The sequence below is a fragment of the Rhodococcus sp. H-CA8f genome (assembly GCF_002501585.1).
In the GTDB taxonomy this organism is placed as follows: Bacteria; Actinomycetota; Actinomycetes; order Mycobacteriales; family Mycobacteriaceae; genus Rhodococcus_F; species Rhodococcus_F erythropolis.
Window position 1 is genome coordinate 83,160 of sequence record NZ_CP023720.1, and the last position, 26,207, is coordinate 109,366.

Consider the following 26,207-nt stretch of genomic DNA (forward strand, 5'->3'; position numbering starts at 1 on the left):
GACCAGAAGAGGATCTGCAATGAGCATCGACGACGAACTGCGCTGGGACGGTGAACTGACCGTCACCCGACATGATCGGGAGACCGACACGACCTTTGTGATCCGAATCGACTCCACCCGTCTGGGACCGGCGTCGGGTGGCACGCGGGCGGCGCATTACCCCTCGATCGGTCACGCGCTGGCGGACGCCGGGAAGCTGGCCGGCGCAATGACTTTGAAGATGGCTGTCTCCGACCTGCCGATGGGTGGCGGGAAGTCGGTGATAGCACTGCCCGCACCGCGCAATCGGATCGACTCGGCGACTTGGTCTCGTATCCTCGACATTCACGCGGAGAACATCGACAAGCTCGAGGGAAACTACTGGACCGGTCCTGACGTCAACACCAACTCTTCCGACATGGATCAGCTCAGTCGCACCACCAAGTACGTCTTCGGGCGTTCGGTCGACAACGGTGGCGCCGGTTCCAGCGCGCACGCCACGGCTCTGGGCGTGTTCGAAGCGATGAAGGCCACGGCGCGTCGTCGTGGACTCGGAACACTCGACGGCCGAAAGGTGCTGGTTCAGGGGCTCGGCGCCGTCGGCGGAGATGTTGTGCGTCTCGCGGCGCAGGCTGGGGCACGCCTGCTTGTTGCCGATACGGACCCGCAGCGCCTCGAGGCGGCTTCTCTTGCGGGGCACACGATCGTTCCTGCGGACGAGGTACTTCGAACGTCGTGTGACCTCTTTGCTCCCTGTGCGATGGGAGGCATCATCGATTCCGCTGCTGCTGCGTCGATTCCGACTCTGGCCGTGGCGGGCGCAGCAAACAACATCTTGACCGATGCCGCTGCGGGCGAGGTTCTGCGGAGCCGCGGGGTTCTCTGTGCCCCTGATTTCGTCGCGAACGCAGGCGGAGCCTTTCACCTGGTGGGGCGAGAAGTCCTGGGGTGGAACGAAGACGATGTCGTCGAACGAACCCGAGGGATCGGTCGAACTCTGGACGAGGTGTATTCGTTGAGCGAGGAACGTGGCATCACTACCGAGGCCGCAGCGCTTCTGCTCGCCCGGACGCGGCTATCCCCCGCATCCACCACCGCCGCCGCCACATCCGCCACCCCCGCTGCAGCTGCCGCCTCCCCCGTCTGAACCGCCACCGTCCGAACCCCCGCTACTTCCGCTGCCGTCGGCACCGATTCCGGCGGCGGAGGCCAAGGCGGGATTGATCATCAGCATCGCCGAACCGGCGAAGAGAGCGGCGGACATCCCCGCCAAGCGTGGTCCGTAGGCAGAGAAGGCAGGCTTGTTGCGCGGGGACAGGTAGGCGTGTGCCGTGGTCAGTTCCGAACGTGCCGCACTGCCCGAGGTGGTGCGATCGAAGTTGAGCCCGAGCAGCGGGATGCTGAACCCGGTGACGAGTACGGCGAGAATCAGAAACTCGACGGGCTTGTCGTTGTGCAGTCCGAAAGCAACGCGGACGATACCCACGGCCACCAGGATCTTCAACGGAACTGTGGAGAGAAAGATTGAACGCCTGGTGCTGTCGGAGGTCAGGTATCCCCGGTCCGCCAAAGAGTTTCGTAGGCGAGCTGTTTCCACCGTCATGCGCTCGGCGAGTTGCCGCCGACGATGGGGTAGAGCCTGCTGGGCCAGGCGCTGGTACACGGTGAGGGTGTACCAGTCCAGGGTTTCGTCGCCAGGGCCCAACGGGCGCAGGACAGCGCCGTCGGTGGTGATCAGATCAGCGCTACGCAGGATTGCCAACGATGCTGCGATGGCGCGTGACTCGCCGGTGAGCATTCCGACTTCCGGAGGCGTCAGTTGTTCGGCGGAATACCCGTGCTCGGTTGAGTACCCGTGCCGGCGTGCCCGGATCATCAGACGCCACACCAGAGTGAGAACCATGAGCGTGGCCGATACGGCTATGTAGCCGTAGAGGAAATCCTCGCTGGGGATCCCCCACGTGTCGGCTGCATGCGTGCTCATCCCCCACACCCCCCGCCGCCGCAACTGCTACCGCTGCCGCCACCGCCGTCCGAGCCGGACGATCCGGATGAGGAGCCACAACTGTAGTAGCTCGAACCCCCGCCACCCGGGCTGTACGCGGCGCCCGCAGCCACCGCTCCCGCCAGCGCGGGATCGATCAGAACCAGAGCGCCCGAACCGAAGAGCGCCGCCGAGAGCCCGGCGAGCGAGGGACCGTAGCTCGTGTACGCGGGCCGCAGTTTCGGTGAGAGGTACGAGTTTTCGTGCTTGAGGCGTCGAAGCTCGCTGTCGCCCAAAGCTGTCCGACGACGCTTGATGCGGAGAAGTGGAATCATCAGCGCGAGAACGATGATGGTGAGGAGCAGAAACCCGACCGGCTTACCGCCGGCGATGCCGGCGACGAGACGGACTACGCCGAGACCAATTACCGCCAGGATCGGAACGGTCCGAAAGGCAGCAGTCAGCCCGTCCTGCGGGCGTTGCAAGTATCCCTCGTCGATCAGCGTCGTACGTAGTTGTGCGAGTGCGACGTTCAGCCGTCCCATCAGACGCACCTGCCGCAGCGGGACCTTTCCGTTGCCGAGTCGCTTGTGCACGGTACGGGTGAACCAGTCGAGACGACTCTTGTCCTCCGCAGTGAGTGCCAGCTTGGTCTTTCCTTCGGTGCTGATCAGTTCGGCGCTACGCAGAATAGCCATCGACGCCAGCACCGCTTGGTAGTCACTGGTCAAGGCACCGATCTCGGGAGGAGTGAGCGGCCGACGGACCGAGTCGACGACCACGGGCGACCGGCGCGCAGTCATTCGGCTGTACAGCGAGAGTCCGATCGCGACGGCAGCCGCCACCAGGTACCACTGAAGGAAAGTCTGGCTGGGGATCCCCCACGTGTCGGCTGAGTAGTAGTTGTTCACCGCACTCACCCCCCACAGCTCACGGTGCTCGAGAAGGTCGAGCAACTGGACGGTGAAGATCCGCCGCCGCATCCGGGTGCCCAACCGCCGTCGCGACCCGGACCGAAGAGTGCCGCGGCAATACCCGCAGACGTTGCCCCGTAGGTGGCAAACGACGGTTGGAAATTCGGTGTGAGGTAGGAGTATTCGTCCTTCAAGCGACTCAATTCGACCTGGCCGAAACGAGTGCGTCGGCTCAGGCGGAGAAGGGTTACGACAATCAGGGCGAGGCAGACGACAACGAGCGGAAGGTATCCCACCGGGTTCTCGTTCACGACAGTGAATCCGGTCCTGATCGTGCCGACCACGGCGACGATAACGACCGGTACCACGGACAATCGCGTCAAAGTGTGTTCACGATTGCCGTTCAGGTAGCCGGCCTGCACCAGGTCACTACGAAGCTCCAACAGGGGCAGCGGAAGTGTCGGCACGAGCCGGGAGGGCACGGCAGTTCCACCGGCGTCGTCGATCCGCTGGCGGACGATGCGGGTGAAGCGGTCATGCTGACCCTGGCCGGCAGAATGTGCAGCACTCTCGAGTTCTGCCACGGCAGCGCGTACCGCACGCTCGTCGCTGGTCAGTACTCCCATCTCCGGTGGTGTGAGTGTGCGCAATGCAGGTGTGGGCTTGCGCATGGCGACGCCTCTGATCACAAGTGCGATCACCACAGCTCCGGTGGCAGCGGCGACGTACCACCCGAGGAAAGCCTCGGTGGAAATTCCCCACGTATTCGTATGATCATGCATCGCACACCACCTCTCGATGAACTCCTGAGAACCAGTCCAGTCTCTTTGTCCGACAACTGATGTCAGTATCGGGCCAGTACCCGGAAAAGCGATATCCGGGTGGCCATCGTCATCATTCCGTTACCGGCGAACTGGGGATTTACCGGCCGGTAGGTCGAAGCACGATCTCCGTGGTGTGTGCGTCGGACGGTGTTTCGACGGCAGTGAGTACGGCACGCGCCACAGTGGAGGCCTTCAGGAAGCGCTCCGGGTCGTACTCGTCGCCCTCGCCGGCGACGATGTCGCGCTGCATATCGGTGTCGATCCGACCGGGGTGAATGGAGGTGACCCGCAAGGAGGGCTCTTCCAGGCGAAGTGCGTCTCCGAAAGCGCGCAGGGCGAACTTGCTGGCCGCGTACGAGCCCCAGCCGGCGTTGGCGCGCAGTCCGGCACCCGAATTGATCAGTACGACGTGGCCACCGGCTGCCCTGAGGGCAGGAAGGAGGACACGAGTGAGTTCGGCGACGGCGATGACGTTTGCCTCGAGGGTGCGCCGCCACTGATCGACCGAGGATTCCTCGATGGTTCCGATGTCGGCCACGCCGGCGTTGTGTACCAGCACGTCGAGCGTCGTGATGGACGAGGCAGCGACCGCGACGGCGTCGTAGTCCGTGAGGTCGAGGGGTAGGGGCGTCGATCCGGGTAGTTCCGCGCAGATCGGTTCGAGGGCCTGCGCGGATCGTGCACCGAGCAGCAGGTCGTGTGTCGGCGCCAGTTCGCGTGCGATGGCAGCTCCGAGGCCGCGACTGGAACCGGTGATCAAGGCAGTAGGACGCATGGTCCGAGCCTATCGAGTGTGAATTGTTTGGCTATACGAACTTGTGTATTTGTTTACCCACATATTAGAGTTCGACCATGACGACTCGCGACGCGAAGAACTTCCGCCGCCTGGGAATTGCCGCCCTCGCCGCCCTGCTTCTCTCCAGCTGTTCTGCGGTGAATTCCGGCTCCGATGACGACCGCCCGGTGGTGCTCACCACGTTCACCGTGCTGTCGGACATCGCCCAGAACGTTGCCGGCGATCACCTTCGCGTCGAGTCGATCACCAAGGCGGGGGCGGAAATTCACGGCTACGAGCCGACGCCCGGAGACATTCGGCGGGCGAGCGAAGCCGATCTGATCCTCGACAACGGCATGAACCTCGAGGCGTGGTTCGCGAAATTCGTCAACGGTCTGGACGTGCCACACGTCGTGGTCAGCGACGGTGTCGAAGGCATTCCGATCGCCGGTGACGCGTATGCGGGCAAGCCCAATCCGCATGCGTGGATGTCTCCGTTGAATACGCAGATCTACGTCGACAACATGGTGACTGCTTTCAGTGACCTCGACCCGGACAACGCCTCGGCATTTGCGGAGAACGGCGCGAAGTACAAGGCGGAACTGCAAGCAGTGCAGGACGGCCTGGTCAGTGGGCTGGCGGCATTGCCCGCAGGTCAGCGTGCACTCGTCAGTTGCGAGGGTGCGTTCTCCTATCTGGCCAGGGACGCGGGACTTAGCGAGGCCTACATCTGGCCGGTCAATGCCGAGCAGCAGGCGACGCCGCAGCAGATCATCGCCGCGATCGACTTCGTCCGGGCCAATTCCGTTCCCGCCGTCTTCTGCGAGTCGACGGTCTCGGATGCCCCCATGCAGCAGGTTGTCGGGGCGACCGGTGCGAAATTCGGTGGGACGCTGTACGTCGACTCGCTGTCCGAAGCCGACGGTCCCGTGCCCACCTACCTGGACATGATTCGCCACGACACCGACGTCATCCTCGGCGGTCTGACCGGCGATAAATCATGAACGAAGCCATTCGCGTCGAAAACGTCAGCGTTCACTACGGCGAGGTCCACGCACTGGACCATGTCGATCTGACGTTGAATTCCGGAAGCGTCTGCGGACTGATCGGTATGAACGGTTCAGGAAAGTCGACCCTGTTCAAGGTGATCATGGGAATGATCAAGCCGGACAACGGCTCTGTGAGAATCGCCGGTCTCGACGCAGCCGCTGCGCGCAAGAGCGGGCGCGTCGGATACGTGCCGCAGAGTGAAGACGTCGACTGGACCTTCCCGATCAGTGTCCGTGACGTCGTGATGATGGGCAGGTACGGCCACCTCGGGTTCTTGCGACGTCCGCGGCGTGTAGATCGCGAGGCGGTGGCAGAGGCCCTCGAGCGAGTAGAACTCACCGAATTTGCGGATCGTCAGATCGGTCAGCTCTCGGGTGGTCAGAAGAAGCGCGCCTTCGTCGCACGCGGTATCGCACAGGACGCGTCGATACTGTTGCTGGACGAGCCTTTTGCCGGCGTCGACAAGCGTTCCGAGGCAACGATTTCGACGCTGCTACGAGAGTTGGCTTCCGACGGCCGATCGATCTTGGTCTCGACTCACGACCTCCACGCCGTGCCGAAACTCTGCGACGAGGCGGTACTGCTCATGCGCAAGGTTCTGGTGCACGCCGACCCGGACACCGTGCTTCAACCGGAAAACCTCGCCCTGGCTTTCGGTCTCGACGTGATGGACAGGACCTGATCGATGAACCTCGTTGAACTGCTACTTGATCCTCTCGAGTACGGATTCATGGTGCGCGCGTTGGCCGTTGCGGTTGTGGCGGCGGTTGTCTGCGCGGTGCTCAGTTGTTGGTTGGTGCTCATCGGGTGGTCACTGATGGGCGATGCCGTCTCGCACGCTGTCCTGCCCGGTGTTGTCCTCGCCTACGTCGTCGGCGCTCCATTTGCCATCGGGGCCTTGATCTTCGGGCTGATCGCCGTCGCACTGATCGGACTGATCCGTAACACCAGCCGCGTCAAGGAAGACGCCGCGATCGGTATCGTCTTCACGACTCTCTTTGCGTTCGGTTTGGTTCTCATCTCGGTGACCCCCAGCCAGACCGATCTCAACCACATCATTTTCGGCAACCTGCTGGGGGTGAGCTCGTCCGATCTTCTGCAGGTCGCGATACTCGGCGCGTTGGCGTTGAGCATTCTGTTGATCAAGCGTCGCGATCTGACGTTGTTTGCCTTCGACCCGATCCATGCCAACGCGATAGGTCTTTCGCCTAAGCGTCTCGGAGCGCTGCTACTCGGCGTCCTCGCACTCACGTCCGTTGTGGCGCTGCAAGCTGTCGGAGTCGTGCTGGTGGTGGCGATGCTGATCATCCCCGGCGCGACGGCCTACCTTCTCACTGACAAGTTCTCGCGGATGCTGGTGATAGCTCCGGTGGTTTCCGCAATCTGCGCGATTACGGGTATCTACGTCAGCTACTACCTCGACACAGCTTCCGGGGGCATGGTTGTGATGACGCAGGGCATCGTATTCGCCCTGGTGTACCTGTTCAGCCCGTCGCAGGGGGTCATCGCGAAATGGACTTCGCAGCGGCGTAGGACCCGAGCGGAATACAGCGCCGTGGCTTGACGGGCGGTCTTGATCGTTCGTCCAGTTAACAATCCGCTACCAAATCGGGTAGGTTCGTACGGGCATTCGTCACCACAAACATTCCGGCCGCAACGATGCCGGCTGCAAGACAATCGGTGGTGACGCCTTGAACACCGATGGGCCCTTCGATGACGCAGTTCCGAGCACGACGCACGTGGCTGGTTCTCGGCGTCGTTGTTGCGGTCATCGTCCTCGCCGGATCCGGGCTGCTCAGCCCACGAACCTCGGTTCTGGTGGACGATGTCGCCCAGCTCGTCGGCGGCGCCACTGCGACTGTGGTCTGTTGGTGGACGTCGCGGCGCCATCACGGAGTCGAGCGTCGTTGGCGAACTCTGATGGCTCTCGGTATGGCCGGCTGGACCCTCGGAATGTTCTTCTGGGCGTTCTACCGCTCGGTTCTCCACGTACCACTTCCGTCGCCGTCGATCGCGGACATCGGTTTCTTCATGTTCCCGGTGTTTGCCGTACCGGCGCTTCTGTCGCTGGTACGTGAGTCTCCCCGGCGTGAGGCGATCGGCCCGATCCATCTCTGGCTCGTGCTGACGCTCGACGGTCTTGTCGTTGTCGGTGGATTGTTCATCCTCACGTGGACGACCGCCCTGGGCGCCGTCGTTCATACCGGTCCGACGGGATCTCTCGGGTTTCTTGTCGCGGTGATGTATCCGATCACCGACTTCGTTCTGATCGCGATGGTCTTGCTGATGGTCATCGGGCCGAAGGCCGTTGCCGAGATCCGCGAACCGCTGACGTTCCTCGGGTGCGGGTTGGTGATGCTCTCCCTTTCGGACAGTTTGTACGCGTACTTGGTCGCGATCGGCGCCGAGAGTATGCCGACCATCGCCGATGCCGGGTTCATCGCGGGGCCGCCTTTGATCGCCTTGGCGGCGCTGACGAAGCGAACCGAGCCTCGGAACCGCGACGCGCCACAGCAGTGGCGAAGTGATCGGACTCAGTTGCTGCTGCCGTATCTGTTGATCGCGGTGATCGCGACGATCGTGACTGTTCAGGCACTGATCGTCGGCAACCTCGATGCCGTGGTCGTGATACTCGGCGTCGGCGTGCTGGTTCTCGCGCTGGTGCGCCAGATACTCACGCTCCTCGAGAACGACGCGCTCCTCCAACAGATCTCCGCTGCGCAGGACGAGCTCCGGTACCGAGCGCATCACGACCCACTCACCGAGCTCGCCAACCGGGCCGCATTCGACGAACACTTCGCGAGCGCCATCGAGAACTACCGCCTCACGAACTCCGATTGGGTGCTGATGCTTGTCGATCTGGACGACTTCAAACAGGTCAACGATCGTTACGGGCACCCGGCCGGTGACCGGTTGCTGGTTGCCCTCACGGCGCGTCTGCGTGAAGCGGTTCCCGAGAGTGCATTTGTCGCTCGATTCGGCGGCGACGAATTCACGGTGCTTCTGCAGGGCCCGATCGACGACGCCGTCGTCGTAGCCCGCCGGATCGTCGACGCGCTCAGTTCTGATCAGACTGCAGACACATCGGTGTCGGTGGGTGCGAGCGTTGGTGTCGCGCAGTTCGAGTTAGCCGACGAGCCGCTGAGTGCACACGCTCTTCTCCGCCGAGCCGATGCGGCGATGTACGAGGCGAAGAGAAGCGGGAAGGGCGCCGTTGTCGTCTACTGCGATCGCCGCGAAGACTAGCGCCGTAAGAGTGCGAAGATCGTTGCCGGTGAACCCGATCCGGCCTTGTTGATCGCACCACCGACAAGGATGCTCGCCCCGGTGGTTGGCAGGGCGGCAAGATTGTTCAAGTTCTCCAGACTGATTCGATGCTTGTCGTACAGGAGCGTCGAGACGGGGTAGGTCTCGTCGTTTCCGAGGTCGGGACCGAAGGTGTCGGTTCCCAATGCTCCGCGGGTGCCCAAGCGTCCGGTGTCTATCAGCCACTGCGCCGCGTCCACCGAGAATCCGGGTTGGTGGGTGACACCCTCGGCATCGGCATTGGCATATTCTTCGCTACCCCAGCGCGATTCCCAACCGGTCCAGAGAACTACGGCCGCTCCATCGGGGATCTTGCCGTTGCGCCTTTCCCACTCCTGAAGGTCCGAGACCGTGAGCGCATAGTCCGAATCGGCGGCAGCCTTGTCCCGGATGTCGATCTTCACTGCGGGAAGGAAGAGGTCGGCCGGATCGAGTTGGTCGGCTGTGAGTCCACCTTCCTGAAAGTGCGCGGGTGCGCCCCAATGTGTGCCCGTGTGTTCACCCTCCTTGACGTACTGGAGGTAGTAGCCGTCGTCTGCGATGGTTGCCGCTGTGTCGAGAGTGAACGCGGGATCGCCGGGAAAAATCGGCGTGGTCGCGGGGTCGTTCACGTGGGAGAGCGAAACGGCTTGCAACAGCTCATCCAACGGGGTTGTTGCGTCTTGGCTGCTTCCGGAACTGCTACCCATGTCGATCACCTGAGGCCCCGCTACCAGCGCCAGGCCTGTGGCTGCGCGCTGAAGTAACTGTCGTCGTTTCATCGATCCCCCGCCAATTTGCCCGAATTGAGAGTGTTGCAATCACTTTCGCTCCTTGAACACTAGGACAGAACCTTAGGCTGCTGCCGACCATGACGACCACTCCACATCGCGGACGGCTATCACCTGTCCGTGCGGTCGGTGATCTACGTACTGCGGATACTTTGCGGCCAAAGCGTCGATTGCGCTCTCGGACTCCTTGGTACCGGGGCCGAGGACCTCCGCGCGTCCGTCGACGCGGACCCACCAGAGTGCGGACCAGTTGTCGTCGTAATGATCGACGAGCAGGCTCGCACGCCCCGTCTCGGTGATGTTCCGGAGCCTGCGAAGTGCGGTGGTGGTCTTCGGTTTGTGGTCGACGCAGGAATAGACGGTGTCGCCGACCAAAACGAATACCAGCGGCACGATGTGCGGAACGCCGGCCGCATCTGCCGTTGCCAGGTGAGCCACCCGCGCGGCTTCAAATCGTGCTCTCGGGTCGTCCATATTCACAGCGTAAGGGGATCAAGGCTTGCCGCGAGCCGCTGCTGACGGAACAGTGGTCTCATGGAACCGGATGAAGCGCTTCGGGAGATCGCCTACTGGCTCGAACGATCACGCGCTGAAACGCACCGCGTCAAGGCCTATCGCCGAGCTGCGGAGGTCTTTGCTGGATTGTCCGACGAGCAGAAGGAGTCTCGCCGGAAGGCCGACAGTTGGAAGGCTCTCACCGGCATCGGGCCCAAGACGGCAATGATCATCGCCCAGTCGTACGACGGCGTCCCCGAGTATCTCGAGGAACTGCGGGGGCAGGCCGAGCCCATCGGCGACGGCCCATTGCGCCAAGCGCTGCGCGGCGATCTCCACACACACTCCGACTGGTCCGACGGCGGAAGCCCCATCGAAGAGATGATGCGACGCGCAGCAGCACTCGGCCACGACTACTGCGCCCTCACCGATCATTCGCCTCGCCTCACTGTTGCCAACGGGCTGTCCGCGGAGCGTCTACGTTCTCAACTCGACGTGATAGCCGGGTTGAATGCCGAACTGGCTCCCTTCCGCATCCTCACGGGAATCGAGGTGGACATCCTCGAGGACGGTTCACTCGATCAGGATCCCGATTTACTCGACGAACTCGACATCGTGGTGGCGAGCGTGCACTCGAAGCTGCGGTCCGAACGCGAGGCGATGACCCGCAGAATGCTTGCTGCAGTGCGAAATCCGCGTGTCGATATTCTCGGGCATTGCACCGGGCGTCTTGTCGAGGGTGCTCGCGGAACCCGGCCCGAGTCGCAGTTCGACGCGGAGAAAGTGTTCGAGGCCTGCCGAGAATCAGGGACCGCCGTCGAGATCAACTCCCGACCGGAGCGTCGTGACCCGCCTTCGCGTTTGATCGAGTTGGCCCGCGATCTCGATTGTCTTTTCTCCATCGATACCGACGCCCATGCCCCCGGTCAGCTGGCTTGGCAGGGCTACGGCTGTGACCGGGCCGAAAAGTGCGGCGTCGAAGCGGATCGGGTGATCAATACCTGGACCGCCGAAAATCTTCTGGAGTGGGCGGGAAATTGAGAGCATGCCGGAATGGGTCACCGAGGCGTTTGCTCGGTGACCTCCGGGTTCAGATCCGCGTGGTGGAGCGACGGGGTTTCTGGTCGGGGTCGATGCCTGGCGGTGGGATGAACCAGGGCAGGTGATCAGCGCCTACCTGGATTTCCCATTGTCCGGTGAATCCGGGTTTTCGGTGCATCAGGGTGTGGTGGGTTCGGCAGAGCAGGACCAGGTTGTCCATGACGGTTGGTCCTCCTTTGGCCCAGTGTTTGATGTGGTGGGCGTCGGTCCAGGCGGGGACGCAGTCGCAGCCGGGGAAGGCGCATCCTTTGTCGCGGGCGATCAGGGGGGTGCGTTGTGCCGCGGTGACAAGCCTTTTGAGTGGGGTGACGTCGAGTGGGGCACCGTTTTCGTCGAGGAGGACGGCGCCGAGCATGCAGTCGCAGGCGATCATGCGGGTGCGGCCGACGCTCAGTGGTCCCATCCAGGGCATGTGGCCGACATCGAGATCTTGTTTGTCGAGATCCGGCATGCCAAGGTCCAGGGTGTCGAGGTCGTCACTGTCGGACGGGCCAGGTGTTGAGCCATCACCTGTTGTGGCACCGGCTGTCCCGGCGCATTCACGGTGGTAGGCCAGGTCTTTGGCGTTGATGTGCACGTTCAGGTGTGGGCGTTGGCCTCCGTCGATGCCGGTGGCAGCGTTGTCGAGGTAGCGCCGGATCAGCTCTGCCATGGCGTCTGCGTTGCGTGTGGCGGCGGGTCGTTTGTCGGGTGTGCCGTCCTTGGCGGGGGTGGGCATGGAGAGGCTGGAGAGGGCGGAGAGAAGCATCTCGCCGGTCACTCCGTCGAAATCGCCTCGGACGGAGACTCTTCCGTTGAGGGTTGGGGAGATGCGCAGTTCGTTGCGATCGGTGTCTTCGCTTGGTGGTATGTCGTCGGATTCGAACATGTGCTCGAGGACGCTGATGGCGTAGCGCAGTTTGACGGTGGTTGCTTCGGTTCCGGATGCTGCGGCGAGGAGTGTGTCGCGGCAGTACGGTAGCGCGGCGTCGGGCATTGTTTTGGGTGGGGATTCGCAGAACGCCACGATCAGTGCTGCGTGCTCGAAAGTGAGTTCGCCGGAGTCGAATTGGTCTTCGATCTCGGGGAATGACCGTAGGGCTTTGCCTAGGGTTGCGATTCTTCTGCCGGTGGAGATTTGCAGCATGGTGTGGTTCGCGAGCCATTGTCCGGTGCCGCGGTAGCAGAGTACTTGTTCGTCCGGGTTCAACGTCAGGGTGTCGACGGCGGCCACTCGAATGGATTCCAGGCGAAGGATTTCCGCTGACGCGGTGATGGCGATCTCGCGGACGTTGCTGGGGTGCAGCCGCCACAATCGTCCGCGCACACCCACAGCGGAGCTGTTGACCACGGCAGTGACAGCGTCGTCGGTGATGTCGATCGTCATGCGAACCCCCCCGTTCCATCTCCCATCGTACTCGAACATACTTTCGAGTCAAGGGTTTTTTGGGGGAAGGTGAGGCTGAGCCTGCCGTCGCGATTCTATTGTTCGAGAGGAGATTCCGCCTCTAGAGCATCAGCGCCGGATCTGTGGTCAATTCGATGTTCAGCCATGGTTCGTAGGGGAGATCGGCGAGGCTGGTGGCGAACGAGCGTCGTACTGCGTCTTCACCGTCGATGTCCCAGCTGTGTGGCGCGACCATGAACGTCGCTTCGATATACAGCTTGCGACCCACCTTGCTCATGGTGAGAGTCGGTTCGTCCAAACCGAATTCGTCGCGGACGGCGGTAATGGCCTCGTGCACGCGGGCCTGAACGATTTCGCCGGGAGCACCTTCGAGGAGTTCGATCAGTGCGGTTCGCAGAAGTGCGTACGGTTGCGGGACCAACAACGCGCAGCCGAGGAGGACCAAGACGGAGTCGACATATCGGTCGGCGTCGGAGAAATCGGTGCGGCCCAGGATCATTGCGACGACAGCACCGACTGCGACCAGCGCGCTGAAGGCAGCCGACGCTCCCCATTGCCTGGCTTCGGCGACGAGCAGATCAGATGTGCGGTCGACTTGTCCGACGTAGCGCCAGATGATGATCGACACCACTGCGCTGACAGCGCCGTATGCCACCAGCGATCCCGCGGTGACGTCGGCCCCGCCCGCGAGGATGACACGAACTGCCTCGACTGCGGCGTAGGCGAGCGTCGCCAGTAGCGCCATGCCCTGGACAGCGATGACTACCGGGATCAATGCCTCCTTACCGAAGGGGAAGCGTGCGGTGGGGCCCGAGTCGGCTATCCGCGAGACCCGCAGCGACAGCGCCGTCAACACCATTCCGATGAGGGCGTACACACCGTCGAGCAGGATCACCTGGGACTGCGAGATCCAGCCCCAGAATGCGGCGAGCACAGCCAACGCCGTTGCGACCACGAGGGAGTACCGCAGGGCCTTGCGTTCGCGGGTAGCGCTGTCTTCCTTGGTGCCCATGAAATCCAAACCGCCTGTCCGTTTCGATATTCCTTCACGTAGGAATACCAGCAACGACGCGCAGGCACGGCATCAGTGGACCAATTGTGCTGCCAGATCCAGAAAGTCCTCGGCGTTGATGTCGAACTCGTCGGAGAATGACACATCGGGATTGCCCCTGGCTCCGAATTCGAGTGGTCGGGCTATGAAGGCTGTGCGGAACCCGAGAGCTTTGGCCGCCCGGATGTCATATTTGTGGCTGGCAACCATCATGATCTCGGCCGGGTCGAACCCGAGGTATCGAGCAGCCAGGTGGTAGATCTTCGGATCTGGTTTGAAGACACCGGCCATTTCGGCGGTGAAGACGGCATGCCATGGCAGATTTCCGTGCCGGGAGATGCTGACTGCGGCATTCACATCGGCGTTGGACAAGGCAGCGATTGTGTACTGCTGGCGCAGGGTTGTCAGGCCGGCGACGGTGTCCGGCCACGGGTCCAGGAATTTCCAGGCGGTGGTGAGTTCTTCCTGTTCGGCATCGGAAAGTTCGATGCTCTCGCGGGCCAACAGCTTGCGCAGAGCCTCGCGGTACACCGAATGTACTGTCACCCATTCGCCTGTGGCGTCGCCGGCCTCGGAGGTGTTCGCGAAGTACTCAGCGCGCCAGAGATTGACGAATCTTGGCCAGTCGACGTCGTCGTCGGTGATCCGACGGGCCTCTCGGCACAGGGTGCTGTGAAAATCGGTCGCTGTGCCCTGGACGTCGAACAGCAGTGCTTTGATCTTCTCGCGCACAAGCCCTCCACTTCGAGATCGCCTGACGGTGTTGCCACATTATCGCGGTTACGGCGCCCGATTCGTGCTCGATGAGCGCAAAGGCGCCGCGCGTCGCAAAATAGACATCTATGGCCGACCGCGGATTTACCCCGACTCAGCTCGCCGCCCGAGCTGCCTACCTGCTGCGCGGAAACGACCTGGGCACGATGACCAGCGCTGCCCCGAAGCTGTATCCCCACATGTGGAGCTGGGACGCCGCGTTCGTCGCGGTAGGTTTGGCGCCGCTCAGCGTCGAACGGGCGGTAGTAGAGCTCGATACCTTGCTCTCGGCTCAGTGGAAGAACGGAATGATTCCGCACATCGTGTTCGCAAACGGTGTCGACGGCTACTTCCCCGGCCCGACGCGGTGGGATGTCAATGCGTTGGCAGCGCATGCTCCTTTGGGTACAGCTACATCGGGAATCACCCAACCCCCTGTTCACGCGATTGCGGTGCAGCGGATTCTCGATCATTCGCGTCGGCACGGACGTACGACGCGTGCGGTCGCGGAAGAGTTCCTCGACCGGCGCTGGAGCGATCTGGTTCGGTGGCACCGCTGGTTGGCGGAGGCCCGCGATCTCGACGGCAACGGCCGCATCGCGCTCTATCACGGGTGGGAATCGGGAATGGACAATTCTCCGCGATGGGATCTGGCGTACGCGAATGTTGTTGCGGGACAAGTGCCTGCGTATCAGCGCGCTGATCTCGCTGTGGTGACCGACTTGTCTCAGCGACCCACGGATCACGAATACGACCGCTACCTTTGGCTTCTCGAAGAGATGAAGGCCGTGAGGTACGAGGATTCTCAACTCGCCACTGCCATGAGTTTTGCCGTGGAGGACGTGTTTGTCAGTGCGGTTTTCTCGATGGCATGTGACGTTTTGGCAACTATCGGTGAGGAGCATTCGCGACCAAACTCCGACGTCCGTGATCTGCGCGGTTGGGCAGATCGATTCCGGCAGGGCGTAATTGCCACCACCGATGAACGATCGGGTGCAGCAAAGGATTTCGATCTTCGCACCGGACGATGGGTTCATACCGAGACCATCGCGATGTTTGCGCCGTTGCTGTGCGGCGGCCTGAGTCGTGATGCCGAGCGCGCGCTGTTGCGTACTTTCGAGGGGCCCAAATTCTGTGGTCACCCGGACATGCGATTTGCCGTCCCACCGTCGACGTCTCCGGTTTCCGGCGATTTCCGTCCTCGGGAGTATTGGCGCGGCCCGGTGTGGCCGGTGATCACGTGGTTGTTCTCGTGGGCGTTCGCGCGTCGGGGGTGGGCCGAGCGATCGCACGTCTTGCGTTCGGAGGGGTTGCGGCAGGCCAGTGACGGCAGCTTTGCCGAGTACTACGAGCCTTTCACCGGTGAGCCGCTGGGCAGTATGCAACAGTCGTGGACCGCGGCGGCCGTTCTCGATTGGCTCGGTTGAGTGAACATTCCCTGAATTAGCGGACAAAACGGACTAGTCGACCTTACTCTCGGGAAATGGTCGAGCGACGGATCGTCAGGACACTGGGCAAGCTCACCCCGATCGCGATGGCAGCTGCCATCGCGATCACGGCACCTGGCCTCGCCGCTGCCGACGCTCCCCGCGGCCCGGACGTCTCGTCGTGGCAGCACGTGGACGGAACCGGAATCGACTGGTTCCAGGTCAAGGCGTCAGGGCACGAGTTCGCGATGGTCAAGGCCACTGAGTCGCTCAACTACGTCAATCCGTACTTCATCCAGGATTGCCTGGTCATGCGGGCTGCCGGCGTCTCGCGCGGGGCCTACCACTACGCAGATGTTCGCCAGTCCCCCGAAGCCCAGGCTGCCTTCTATTCGGCGATCGTCCTGGGTATCAACGGACCTGGTGACCTCCCGCCCGTTCTGGATCTAGAGGATGCGAAGGGACTTCCCGCCGGTCAGGTCATCGACTGGACTCATCGCTACCTGAATACAGTCCAGGCACTCACCGGGCGGCAGCCCATCATTTACACGTATCCCAACTTCTGGCGCACTCAGATGGCCAACACCACCGAGTTCAACCACTACCCGCTGTGGATCGCCGATTACAACGGGCAGAACGCTCCGGGCCCGCTGCCCGGCGGTTGGTCCAACTGGACCTTCTGGCAGTACACCAGCACCGGACGCATCCCCGGGATCACCGGAAACACCGATATCAACGTTTACAGCGGGGCGCAGGGCGATTTCGATCGCTACGCCAACAGTGTGGGGTTCGGCAGCAGCTAGTTTGCGGCGGGGGCCCTTGGCTCCGTGGTGCCCGGTTCGGGCCCTTTCGCCCTCGATGCATTTGCCTCGAGGCACGCGGAAGGGCCCTTTTTGGCACTCTTGTGACGCTTGGCTGGTTAGTCCGGTTGTTGCTCGTCAGTTACGAGAATTCTGCCGAGTGGTAGCCACGGTCGCTGAACTTTCGACTAGCTGAGCAGGATCAGAAAATAGCTATGGCAGAAAATGAGCAGGACTGCTCCAACCGAAAAGCTACAAAACGGACTTGAAGTTGGGTCTGGATCGAAGGCGCCGACCCGGTTTCGGTCGAAGATGGCGCCTCGCAACCCAATTATCGGAGCGCCGGAGTGCTTCGTTACCGGCAGCCGTCGCCGGGTGCGGTCTGGACCAATTCGATAAATTTCTACGTGCTTGCACGGGCGATTGGACTCCATTCAGTACGGAGTTTCCGCTCATGGTTCGAGGCGCTGTGGCGCATCCAACAGGCCTTATCCATATTGGGCATTTGTCCAGATTCCTTGTCGCCCTCGAAGTTGGTCGTCACCCGATCTGGTCAGCGGAAACGCCGAATGCCATCGCGTTCGGAGCGGTGCCGTACTCCGAGGGCTGAATTGTCCGCTTGAACAACGCTGCTCCTCGAAGCTTGTCCGATCTACGAACAAAAACGTCGATCGGTCTGCTTTGTCTGACTTTCGATGGGCAAGCTCCCGGTTATCTGTTATCTTGATCGAGATAACTGGAAGGTTGCTCTCGATTTGCACGGATTTCGAGGGCCAAGGTCCTGTTCAGGGCGGCTCTTCCAACACGCAGGTGTTTCCGAAGAGGAGCTCGAATGACAGGACCGGCAACAGCGTCCGGTGTGAGGTCGATCAGCCGAAAACAGGCGGATCGACCCGAACCAACCGATCAATCGGGAGTTCGCGCCAGCGCTCTCGCATCTCCGTCCACCGAACATCGATCAGGCACATCCTGGGGAGTAAGAAATGCCTAACGACATACCGCCGACAAGGTCGGCCCTATTCACCGCAGGGCTCCCGCCCTGGGTGCGAGCGTGGACGGTGGTGTGGACCGCCATCGCGATGATTCTCGGCCTCTCCGGCGCGACGGCAGTAGCTGCGTCAGCGCAGCCGGCCGCAACGCTCGGCGGTCCCGTTCAGGCTCAGACGCCGGCTCGCGCTGCTGTCCTGCCGGACGAGCAACCGCCCACGGGCTGTGCGTTCAGTGCGCCCAACACCGGCAATCTCTCGCAGAACATCTGCTGGATCGATATGTCGACGTTCAACCAGGCTGCCGCAACCTCAGCAGCGGGACAGCCGATGACAGTCAAGCTGACGGATATCTACTCCATCAGCTTCAATGCCAAGCTGGTCAACTCGATCGACGGATCCACGACAAAGCCGCACACGGGTGTAGCTGCGTACCCGCTTCCGGCGTTACAGGGCCTTTCCGCGCTCGGCGACGTCGCATACAGTGGATTGCCGTCTGCGGTCAAACCTGCTTTGTACCAAACGGTTCCAACAATGAGTGGGGGTAATCGGGTCCAGTCGGGCGGAACCGTCAAGCTCGACAATATTGTCATGAATGGGCCGAACGGCGCTGTTAACAACTACGGACTTGTTGTCGCGGATGCCGAATCGACGGACCCTGTTGCCGCAAACAACAAAGAATTCCTGTCGTTCCAGTCGGACAAGAACTTCCGCCTGATCGATCGCACCATGGGTGTGAACACTCCAGGTTGGCCGCCGATTCGGGCGTGCAACGGCACTGTCGGTGGAGCCGATGGTCTCACCGGGCTGGGGACGACTTCGGTTCGATGCAACTCGTGGTGGGACAACGACCTCAGTAAGAATTACTCACCTGGAACGGTAGTACTGGCGGCGACAGCGCCGACTTCCTTCGCCGGCACTTTCGGAAACACCACAGCTGACACGTCTCGGCAGGGTGTTGCGTTCGGCATTTTGCTGCCGAGGGTCAAGATCGACAAGGAACTCACCCGGGTCAGCCCCGGCGATGACTTCACCATCGGAACAAGCACCGGTACTTTCGCCGATGCAAATGCCGCGAGCGGACAGGTGCTCAAGAGCACCGATACGGGGGCTACAGCAACCACCGCTTCCACCGGTTGGAGGATGCTCCTCGCTGACACGACGCCTACCCCCGTCACGTTCTGGGAGAAGCCCACTACTTCGGCGACCAAGACCGCGAACTACGCGACGAAGTGGGACTGCCAGGTCAATGGTGTGGCCAAGAATCTTCAAGCTGGTGGAGTTGCGCAGACAGCATTGGCACCTGGTGACAACGCGTACTGCAAGATCATCAACACCCCGGTTCTTGTGAAGAAGTCGTCGTCACCACCTACCGGTGAGACGGTCAATATCGGCCAAACAATCACCTACACTCTGAATTTCGAGAATCCCGGCACTGCGCCGGCAACGATCGACTACACGGACTTCCTCGCCGACGTCATTGATGACGGAACGGTTGCGGTCGGTGCTGCTACAGGCGGACTCACCGCTGCATTGGATGGCGCCGACAAAATCAAAGTCGGCGGCACATTGCCAGCCGGCGGCAAAGGGACAGTCACATACACCGTCACGGTCAAAGACGGTGGTAACAAAGTCCTGAACAACTACCTCGTTCCGGGTACAACAACTCCTCCCGCAACATGTGATCCTGCAACCAATCTCTGCACGACGCATCCCATGCCCGGGTTCACAGTCGCGAAGACCGCTGTGCCCGCGACAGGTTCGACGGTTCAGGCCGGCGATACCATTACGTACACGGTCACCGGTGCTAACACCGGCAAGACGGCCCTGACTCCCGCGACGATCAAAGACGATCTGAGTGCGGTTCTCAACAATGCTGCTGTCGTTCCGGGTTCGCTGAAGGCGACCGTCGACGGCGCTCCTGCGACTGCTCCGACTTTGTCGGGCAGCACTTTGTCGTGGTCCGCCGATCTCCAGGCCGGTAAGTCTGTTGTTCTGACCTATCAGGTGAAGGTCAACGACGGCGTTGCCGCGGGCACGGTTCTGAACAACAAGGTCACGGGTATCGCGAAGCCGCCGACCGGTCCGGAGATCACTCCTCCTACGGTGGAGACGAATCACTCGGTTCCCGGCTTCAAATTGGAGAAGACTGCTGATCCGATTTCCGGTTCGACGGTTCAGGCCGGCGAGTCGATCAAGTACACCGTCACCGGAACCAACACCGGTAAGACGAAGCTCGATCCGGTAAAGATCAACGATGATCTGGGTGCGGTTCTCAATAACGCCGCTGTCGTTCCCGGTTCGCTGAAGGCGACCGTCGACGGTGCTCCTGCCGCTGATCCGACTCTGTCGGGCACCACCCTTTCGTGGACTGGTTTTCTCGAAGCCGGTAAGTCCGTCGTTCTCACCTATGAGGTGAAGGTCAACGACGGCGTTGCCGCGGGCACAGTCTTGAACAACAAGGTCACCGGTACTGCGAAGCCGCCGACCGGTCCGGAGATCACTCCTCCTTCGGTGGAGACGAATCACTCGGTTCCGGGGTTCACGGTCGCGAAGACTGCGGATCCAGCGCCGGGTACGGGCGTCAATGCTGGTCAGACGATCACGTACACGGTGACGGGTGCGAACACAGGTAAGACGACGCTCAATCCGGTTGTGTTGACCGATGATCTGTCGAAGGTTCTCGACAACGCGACGCTCGTGGACGGTTCGCTGAAGGCGACGGTCGATGGTGCTCCTGCCGCTGTTCCGACTCTGTCGGGTACGACGTTGAGTTGGACGGGTGCACTCGAAGCGGGTAAGTCGGTTGTTCTGACCTACCAGGTGAAGATCAACGACGGTGTTGCCGGCGGCGTTCTGATCAACAACAAGGTCACCGGTACTGCGAAGCCGCCGACCGGTCCGGAGATCACTCCTCCGCCGGTCACGACCGAACACCCGGTGGTCTCTCCGAAGATTGCTGTGGTGAAGTCTTCTGATCCGGTGTCGGGTTCGAATGTTGTTGCCGGTCAGGACATCAAGTACACGCTCACGTTCTCGAACACCGGTAACGGTGCGGGTGAGGTCGCGTACTTCGACGATCTGCGTCAGGTTGTGGACAAGGGTGCATTGAGTGGTTTGACTGCTGATGCTCCGTTGGCTGCGACGATGGTCGGCAGCGATGGTTTCTCGGTGACGGGGACCTTGGCGGCCGGCGAGAGCAAGACGGTGACGTATTCGGTGAAGGTCAATGCCGATGTCGTCGGTGGGGTGTTCGTGAACAACTTCGTTGTTCCGGGGACGACTCCTCCGGTTGATCCTCCGGAGGTGTGTGATCCGGCGACTCAGCTGTGCACGACGCATCCGGTGGTCTCTCCGAAGATCGCTGTGGTGAAGTCCTCTGATCCGGTGTCGGGTTCGAATGTTGTTGCCGGTCAGGACATCAAGTACACACTCACGTTCACGAACGCGGGTAACGGTGCGGGTGAGGTCGCGTACTTCGACGATCTGCGTCAGGTTGTGGACAAGGGTGCATTGAGTGGTTTGACTGCTGATGCTCCGTTGGCTGCGACGATGGTCGGCAGCGATGGTTTCTCGGTGACGGGGACCTTGGCGGCCGGCGAGAGCAAGACGGTGACGTATTCGGTGAAGGTCAATGCCGATGTGGTCGGTGGGGTGTTCGTGAACAACTTCGTTGTTCCGGGGACGACTCCTCCGGTTGATCCTCCGGAGGTGTGTGATCCGGCGACTCAGCTGTGCACGACGCATCCGGTGGTCTCTCCGAAGATCGCTGTGGTGAAGTCCTCTGATCCGGTGTCGGGTTCGAATGTTGTTGCCGGTCAGGACATCAAGTACACACTCACGTTCACGAACACCGGTAACGGTGCGGGTGAGGTCGCGTACTTCGACGATCTGCGTCAGGTTGTGGACAAGGGTGCATTGAGTGGTTTGACTGCTGATGCTCCGTTGGCTGCGACGATGGTCGGCACGGATGGTTTCTCGGTGACGGGAACCCTGGCGGCCGGCGAGAGCAAGACGGTGACGTATTCGGTGAAGGTCAATGCCGATGTGGTCGGTGGGGTGTTCGTGAACAACTTCGTTGTTCCGGGGACGACTCCTCCGGTTGATCCTCCGGAGGTGTGTGATCCGGCGACTCAGCTGTGCACGACGCATCCGGTGGTCTCTCCGAAGATCGCTGTGGTGAAGTCCTCTGATCCGGTGTCGGGTTCGAATGTTGTTGCCGGTCAGGACATCAAGTACACGCTCACGTTCACGAACACCGGTAACGGTGCGGGTGAGGTCGCGTACTTCGACGATCTGCGTCAGGTTGTGGACAAGGGTGCATTGAGTGGTTTGACTGCTGATGCTCCGTTGGCTGCGACGATGGTCGGTGCGGATGGTTTCTCGGTGACGGGAACCCTGGCGGCCGGCGAGAGCAAGACGGTGACGTATTCGGTGAAGGTCAATGCCGATGTGGTCGGTGGGGTGTTCGTGAACAACTTCGTTGTTCCGGGTACGACTCCTCCGGTTGATCCTCCGGAGGTGTGTGATCCGGCGACTCAGCTGTGCACGACGCATCCGGTTCAGGTTCCGGGGTTCACGGTCGCGAAGACTGCGGATCCGGCCTCGGGTACGAATGTTGCTGCTGGTCAGACGATCACGTACACGGTGACCGGTGCGAACACGGGTAACACGACCCTTGATCCGGTGGTGTTGACCGATGATCTGTCGAAGGTTCTCGACAACGCGGTGTTGGTGGACGGTTCGCTCAAGGCGACTGTCGACGGTGTCGACGCGACTGCTCCGACTCTGTCGGGGACCATGCTCTCGAGGACGGGTGCACTCGAGGCGGGTAAGTCGGTTGTTCTGACCTATCAGGTGAAGGTCAACGACGGTGTTGCCGGCGGGGTTCTGGTCAACAACAAGGTCACGGGTACTGCGAAGCCGCCGACCGGTCCGGAGATCACTCCTCCGCCGGTGACGACCGAGCATCCGGTGGTGTCTCCGAAGATCGCTGTGGTGAAGTCCTCTGATCCGGTGTCGGGTTCGAATGTTGTTGCCGGTCAGGACATCAAGTACACGCTCACGTTCACGAACACCGGTAACGGTGCGGGTGAGGTCGCGTACTTCGACGATCTGCGTCAGGTTGTGGACAAGGGTGCATTGAGTGGTTTGACTGCTGATGCTCCGTTGGCTGCGACGATGGTCGGTGCGGATGGTTTCTCGGTGACGGGAACCCTGGCGGCCGGCGAAACGAAGACGGTGACGTATTCGGTGAAGGTCAATGCCGATGTGGTCGGTGGGGTGTTCGTGAACAACTTCGTTGTTCCGGGTACGACTCCTCCGGTTGATCCTCCGGAGGTGTGTGATCCGGCGACTCAGCTGTGCACGACGCATCCGGTTCAGGTTCCGGGGTTCACGGTCGCGAAGACTGCGGATCCGGCCTCGGGTACGAATGTTGCTGCTGGTCAGACGATCACGTACACGGTGACCGGTGCGAACACGGGTAACACGACCCTTGATCCGGTGGTGTTGACCGATGATCTGTCGAAGGTTCTCGACAACGCGGTGTTGGTGGACGGTTCGCTCAAGGCGACTGTCGACGGTGTCGACGCGACTGCTCCGACCCTCGAGGGCACCACGCTCTCGTGGACGGGTGCACTCGAGGCGGGTAAGTCGGTTGTTCTGACCTATCAGGTGAAGGTCAACGACGGTGTTGCCGGCGGGGTTCTGGTCAACAACAAGGTCACCGGTACTGCGAAGCCGCCGACCGGTCCGGAAATCACTCCTCCGCCGGTGACGACCGAGCATCCGGTGGTGTCTCCGAAGATCGCTGTGGTGAAGTCCTCTGATCCGGTGTCGGGTTCGAATGTTGTTGCCGGTCAGGACATCAAGTACACGCTCACGTTCACGAACACCGGTAACGGTGCGGGTGAGGTCGCGCACTTCGATGATCTGCGTGGTCTGCTCGACGATGCTGATCTGGTTGCGGGCAGCTTGACTGCTGATGCTCCGTTGACTGCTGCGATGGTCGGCACGGATGGTTTCTCGGTGACGGGAACCCTGGCGGCCGGCGAAACGAAGACGGTGACGTACACCGTCACGGTCAAGGCTGATGCCGATCGCGTTGCGGCGAATGCCGACAACACGGTGCTCAACTTCGTTGTTCCGGGTACGACTCCTCCGGTTGATCCTCCGGAGGTGTGTGATCCGGCGACTCAGCTGTGCACGACGCATCCGGTTCAGGTTCCGGGGTTCACGGTCGCGAAGACTGCGGATCCGGTCTCGGGTACCAATGTTGCTGCTGGTCAGACGATCACGTACACGGTGACCGGTGCGAACACGGGTAACACGACCCTTGATCCGGTGGTGTTGACCGATGATCTGTCGAAGGTTCTCGACAACGCGGTGTTGGTGGACGGTTCGCTCAAGGCAACTGTCGACGGTGTCGACGGTGCTGCTCCGACCCTGTCGGGTACGACGTTGAGTTGGACTGGTGCACTCGAGGCGGGTAAGTCGGTTGTTCTGACCTACCAGGTGAAGGTCAACGACGGTGTTGCCGGCGGCGTGCTGGTCAACAACAAGGTCACGGGTACTGCGAAGCCGCCGACCGGTCCGGAGATCACTCCTCCGCCGGTCACGACCGAGCACCCGGTGAAGGTTCCGGGGTTCACGGTCGCGAAGACTGCGGATCCGGTCTCGGGTACCAATGTTGCTGCTGGTCAGACGATCACGTACACGGTGACGGGTGCGAACACGGGTAACACGACCCTTGATCCGGTGGTGTTGACCGATGATCTGTCGAAGGTTCTCGACAACGCCGCATTGGTGGACGGTTCGCTGAAGGCGACGGTCGATGGTGCTCCTGCCGCTGTTCCGACTCTGTCGGGGACCATGCTCTCGTGGACGGGTGCACTCGAGGCGGGTAAGTCGGTTGTTCTGACCTATCAGGTGAAGATCAACGACGGTGTTGCCGGCGGGGTTCTGATCAACAACAAGGTCACGGGTACTGCGAAGCCGCCGACCGGTCCGGAGATCACTCCTCCGCCGGTCACGACCGAGCACCCGGTGAAGGTTCCGGGTTTCACGGTCGCGAAGACTGCGGATCCGGTCTCGGGTACCAATGTTGCTGCTGGTCAGACGATCACGTACACGGTGACCGGTGCGAACACGGGTAACACGACCCTTGATCCGGTGGTGTTGACCGATGATCTGTCGAAGGTTCTCGACAACGCCGCGTTGGTGGACGGTTCGCTCAAGGCAACTGTCGACGGTGTCGACGCGACTGCTCCGACCCTCGAGGGCACCACGCTCTCCTGGACGGGTGCACTCGAAGCTGGTAAGTCGGTTGTTCTGACCTACCAGGTGAAGATCAACGACGGTGTTGCCGGCGGCGTTCTGATCAACAACAAGGTCACCGGTACTGCGAAGCCGCCGACCGGTCCGGAGATCACTCCTCCGCCGGTCACGACCGAACACCCGGTTGATGGCACTCCCGCAATCGAGGTACTGAAGTCCTCTGACCCGTCCACCACGAACCGTGTGGTTGGCGGCCAGGAGATCACGTACACGCTCACGTTCAAGAATGTGGGCACCGCGGATGGTGAGATCAGCTTCTACGACGATCTGACTGATGTTCTCGACGATGCAGTAATGACGAAGAATCCGGCTACTACTTCCACGCTGGTTGTTTCGGGTGTCGTCGACAACGTCTTCACGGTCACCGGAAAGCTGGCCAAGGGTGAGAGCGCGACGGTGACGTACACCGTCAAGGTCAATCCTGAGATCGGAACGTTGTCAGGTCCCGGATTCACTCCGGGCGTCCTGAACAACTACCTGGTGGTTGGTGGCGAGAACCCGCCGGTGGACTGTGTCCCGGGCGACGCTCTCTGCACCGAACACCCGGTGGACCCGCCGGAGACCACCACCACGGTGCCTCCGACGACCACCACCACGACGCCGCCGGTTACGACGGAGCCCTGTGTTCCTCCGACGACGACCACGCGGATGGTTCCGACCACAACGGTTGCGACGACGACGGCTAGCGCGACCACTGCCGGTGACGCTGATGTGACCGGTACGGAGGAATCCACCACCACGGAGGAGGCCACCACAGAGGAGACCACGACAGAAGAAGTTGTCGCGGAGGAGATTGTGGATCCGTGTGGCGTGACGACAACGACGCCGCCGACGACAACGCCGCCGGTCACGACAGTTCCGCCGACCACGACGGTTCCGAACACGACGGTGCCGGTTACACCGACGATCATCATTCCCCCGATCGTCGTTGTGCCTCCGATCGTCGTACCGCCGACGGTTCCGGGTCAGCCGGTTCCGAGCACGGTTCCGGGACAGCCGAAGCCGCCGACAGCAAACCCGGGTCAGCCGGGTCAGCCGAAGCCGCCGACGTCTGCTCCTCAGGGTGGAACGATCAACTCGGGTGGTGGCGCTGGTGAGAGTGGCGTGAACACCGGGTTGCTCGCGGCAGGCGGTTTGGTTCTGCTGCTGGCGCTGGGAACGGGTGTTGTTCTCCTGACGCGTAAGCGTCGCGAGGATGGTGACAACTGATTCTCTTGAGAATCTGAGGTAAACGACGTGGGGCAGATCGCAGATTATGCGATCTGCC

18 protein-coding genes are annotated in these 26,207 nt (G+C 61.6%); 9 read left to right on the top strand and 9 right to left on the bottom strand.

The annotated features are described in order from the left end of the window. Positions 1 to 19: 19 nt before the first annotated feature. Positions 20 to 1,126, top strand: coding sequence for a Glu/Leu/Phe/Val dehydrogenase dimerization domain-containing protein (locus CPI83_RS00395; protein ID WP_097386608.1), 1,107 nt, complete (start codon positions 20 to 22; stop codon positions 1,124 to 1,126). Here the strand turns inward: CPI83_RS00395 and CPI83_RS00400 are convergent. The 4 genes from CPI83_RS00400 to CPI83_RS00415 all read right to left on the bottom strand — a co-directional run bounded on the left by CPI83_RS00400 (position 1,055) and on the right by CPI83_RS00415 (position 4,476). Then, positions 1,055 to 1,963, bottom strand: coding sequence for a TIGR04222 domain-containing membrane protein (locus CPI83_RS00400; RefSeq protein WP_097386609.1), 909 nt, complete (start codon positions 1,961 to 1,963; stop codon positions 1,055 to 1,057). The two genes, CPI83_RS00395 and CPI83_RS00400, sit on opposite strands and share 72 nt — an antisense overlap. Beyond that, complete coding sequence (locus tag CPI83_RS00405) at positions 1,960 to 2,946, bottom strand: TIGR04222 domain-containing membrane protein (protein ID WP_232816824.1); 987 nt, start codon at positions 2,944 to 2,946, stop codon at positions 1,960 to 1,962. Before CPI83_RS00405 ends, CPI83_RS00400 begins: the two co-directional genes overlap by 4 nt. Beyond that, a complete protein-coding gene (locus CPI83_RS00410) occupies positions 2,880 to 3,659 on the bottom strand; it encodes a TIGR04222 domain-containing membrane protein (protein WP_097386610.1) in 780 nt (259 codons plus the stop codon). Before CPI83_RS00410 ends, CPI83_RS00405 begins: the two co-directional genes overlap by 67 nt. 139 nt (positions 3,660 to 3,798) lie before the next feature. Beyond that, positions 3,799 to 4,476 carry an SDR family oxidoreductase gene (locus CPI83_RS00415; protein ID WP_097386611.1) on the bottom strand — a complete coding sequence of 226 codons (678 nt, stop codon included), beginning with the start codon at positions 4,474 to 4,476 and terminating at the stop codon, positions 3,799 to 3,801. A gap of 77 nt (positions 4,477 to 4,553) precedes the next feature. Here CPI83_RS00415 and CPI83_RS00420 point away from each other — a divergent pair, with 77 nt between their 5' ends. The 4 genes from CPI83_RS00420 (at position 4,554) to CPI83_RS00435 (ending at position 8,772) form a co-directional block, all read left to right on the top strand. Beyond that, positions 4,554 to 5,480, top strand: coding sequence for a metal ABC transporter substrate-binding protein (locus CPI83_RS00420; protein ID WP_097386612.1), 927 nt, complete (start codon positions 4,554 to 4,556; stop codon positions 5,478 to 5,480). Next, positions 5,477 to 6,208, top strand: coding sequence for a metal ABC transporter ATP-binding protein (locus CPI83_RS00425; protein WP_046379695.1), 732 nt, complete (start codon positions 5,477 to 5,479; stop codon positions 6,206 to 6,208). Before CPI83_RS00420 ends, CPI83_RS00425 begins: the two co-directional genes overlap by 4 nt. Positions 6,209 to 6,211: 3 nt before the next feature. After that, the gene (locus CPI83_RS00430) at positions 6,212 to 7,090 is read left to right on the top strand and encodes a metal ABC transporter permease (RefSeq protein ID WP_097386613.1); all 879 of its coding nucleotides are present in this window, start codon (positions 6,212 to 6,214) and stop codon (positions 7,088 to 7,090) included. A 149-nt stretch (positions 7,091 to 7,239) separates the two neighbouring features. Further along, positions 7,240 to 8,772 (top strand): GGDEF domain-containing protein, encoded by a 1,533-nt coding sequence (locus CPI83_RS00435; protein ID WP_029256782.1) that lies wholly within the window; start codon positions 7,240 to 7,242, stop codon positions 8,770 to 8,772. Here CPI83_RS00435 and CPI83_RS00440 read toward each other — a convergent pair. Both CPI83_RS00440 and CPI83_RS00445 read right to left on the bottom strand, forming a co-directional pair. Continuing rightward, the gene (locus CPI83_RS00440; protein WP_198586354.1) at positions 8,769 to 9,521 is read right to left on the bottom strand and encodes a cyclase family protein; all 753 of its coding nucleotides are present in this window, start codon (positions 9,519 to 9,521) and stop codon (positions 8,769 to 8,771) included. The two genes, CPI83_RS00435 and CPI83_RS00440, sit on opposite strands and share 4 nt — an antisense overlap. Positions 9,522 to 9,665: 144 nt before the next feature. Further along, positions 9,666 to 10,076: a TIGR03668 family PPOX class F420-dependent oxidoreductase gene (locus CPI83_RS00445; RefSeq protein ID WP_031330968.1), complete on the bottom strand. Its 411-nt coding sequence runs from the start codon at positions 10,074 to 10,076 to the stop codon at positions 9,666 to 9,668. Between the two features lie 60 nt (positions 10,077 to 10,136). Here CPI83_RS00445 and CPI83_RS00450 point away from each other — a divergent pair, with 60 nt between their 5' ends. Beyond that, entirely contained in the window at positions 10,137 to 11,138 is a 1,002-nt protein-coding gene (locus tag CPI83_RS00450) for a PHP domain-containing protein (RefSeq protein WP_019746152.1), read from the top strand. Positions 11,139 to 11,187: 49 nt separating this feature from the next. Here CPI83_RS00450 and CPI83_RS00455 read toward each other — a convergent pair whose 3' ends face one another. The 3 genes from CPI83_RS00455 to CPI83_RS00465 form a co-directional block, all read right to left on the bottom strand. Next, positions 11,188 to 12,564 carry an HNH endonuclease signature motif containing protein gene (locus CPI83_RS00455; protein WP_097386615.1) on the bottom strand — a complete coding sequence of 459 codons (1,377 nt, stop codon included), beginning with the start codon at positions 12,562 to 12,564 and terminating at the stop codon, positions 11,188 to 11,190. Between the two features lie 121 nt (positions 12,565 to 12,685). Continuing rightward, positions 12,686 to 13,597 carry a cation transporter gene (locus tag CPI83_RS00460; protein WP_046379693.1) on the bottom strand — a complete coding sequence of 304 codons (912 nt, stop codon included), beginning with the start codon at positions 13,595 to 13,597 and terminating at the stop codon, positions 12,686 to 12,688. Positions 13,598 to 13,669: 72 nt separating this feature from the next. Then, entirely contained in the window at positions 13,670 to 14,368 is a 699-nt protein-coding gene (locus CPI83_RS00465; RefSeq protein WP_097386616.1) for a haloacid dehalogenase type II, read from the bottom strand. Between the two features lie 110 nt (positions 14,369 to 14,478). On the opposite strand from CPI83_RS00465, the gene CPI83_RS00470 reads away from it, so the two are divergent. The 3 genes from CPI83_RS00470 (at position 14,479) to CPI83_RS30925 (ending at position 26,149) form a co-directional block, all read left to right on the top strand. Continuing rightward, positions 14,479 to 15,816, top strand: coding sequence for a glycogen debranching protein (locus tag CPI83_RS00470; RefSeq protein ID WP_019746148.1), 1,338 nt, complete (start codon positions 14,479 to 14,481; stop codon positions 15,814 to 15,816). Positions 15,817 to 15,872: 56 nt separating this feature from the next. Next, positions 15,873 to 16,619, top strand: a complete 747-nt coding sequence (locus tag CPI83_RS00475) for a glycoside hydrolase family 25 protein (protein WP_003942452.1) — start codon at positions 15,873 to 15,875, stop codon at positions 16,617 to 16,619. A gap of 980 nt (positions 16,620 to 17,599) precedes the next feature. Continuing rightward, positions 17,600 to 26,149: an isopeptide-forming domain-containing fimbrial protein gene (locus tag CPI83_RS30925; protein WP_198586331.1), complete on the top strand. Its 8,550-nt coding sequence runs from the start codon at positions 17,600 to 17,602 to the stop codon at positions 26,147 to 26,149. The last annotated feature ends 58 nt before the right edge of the window (positions 26,150 to 26,207 follow it).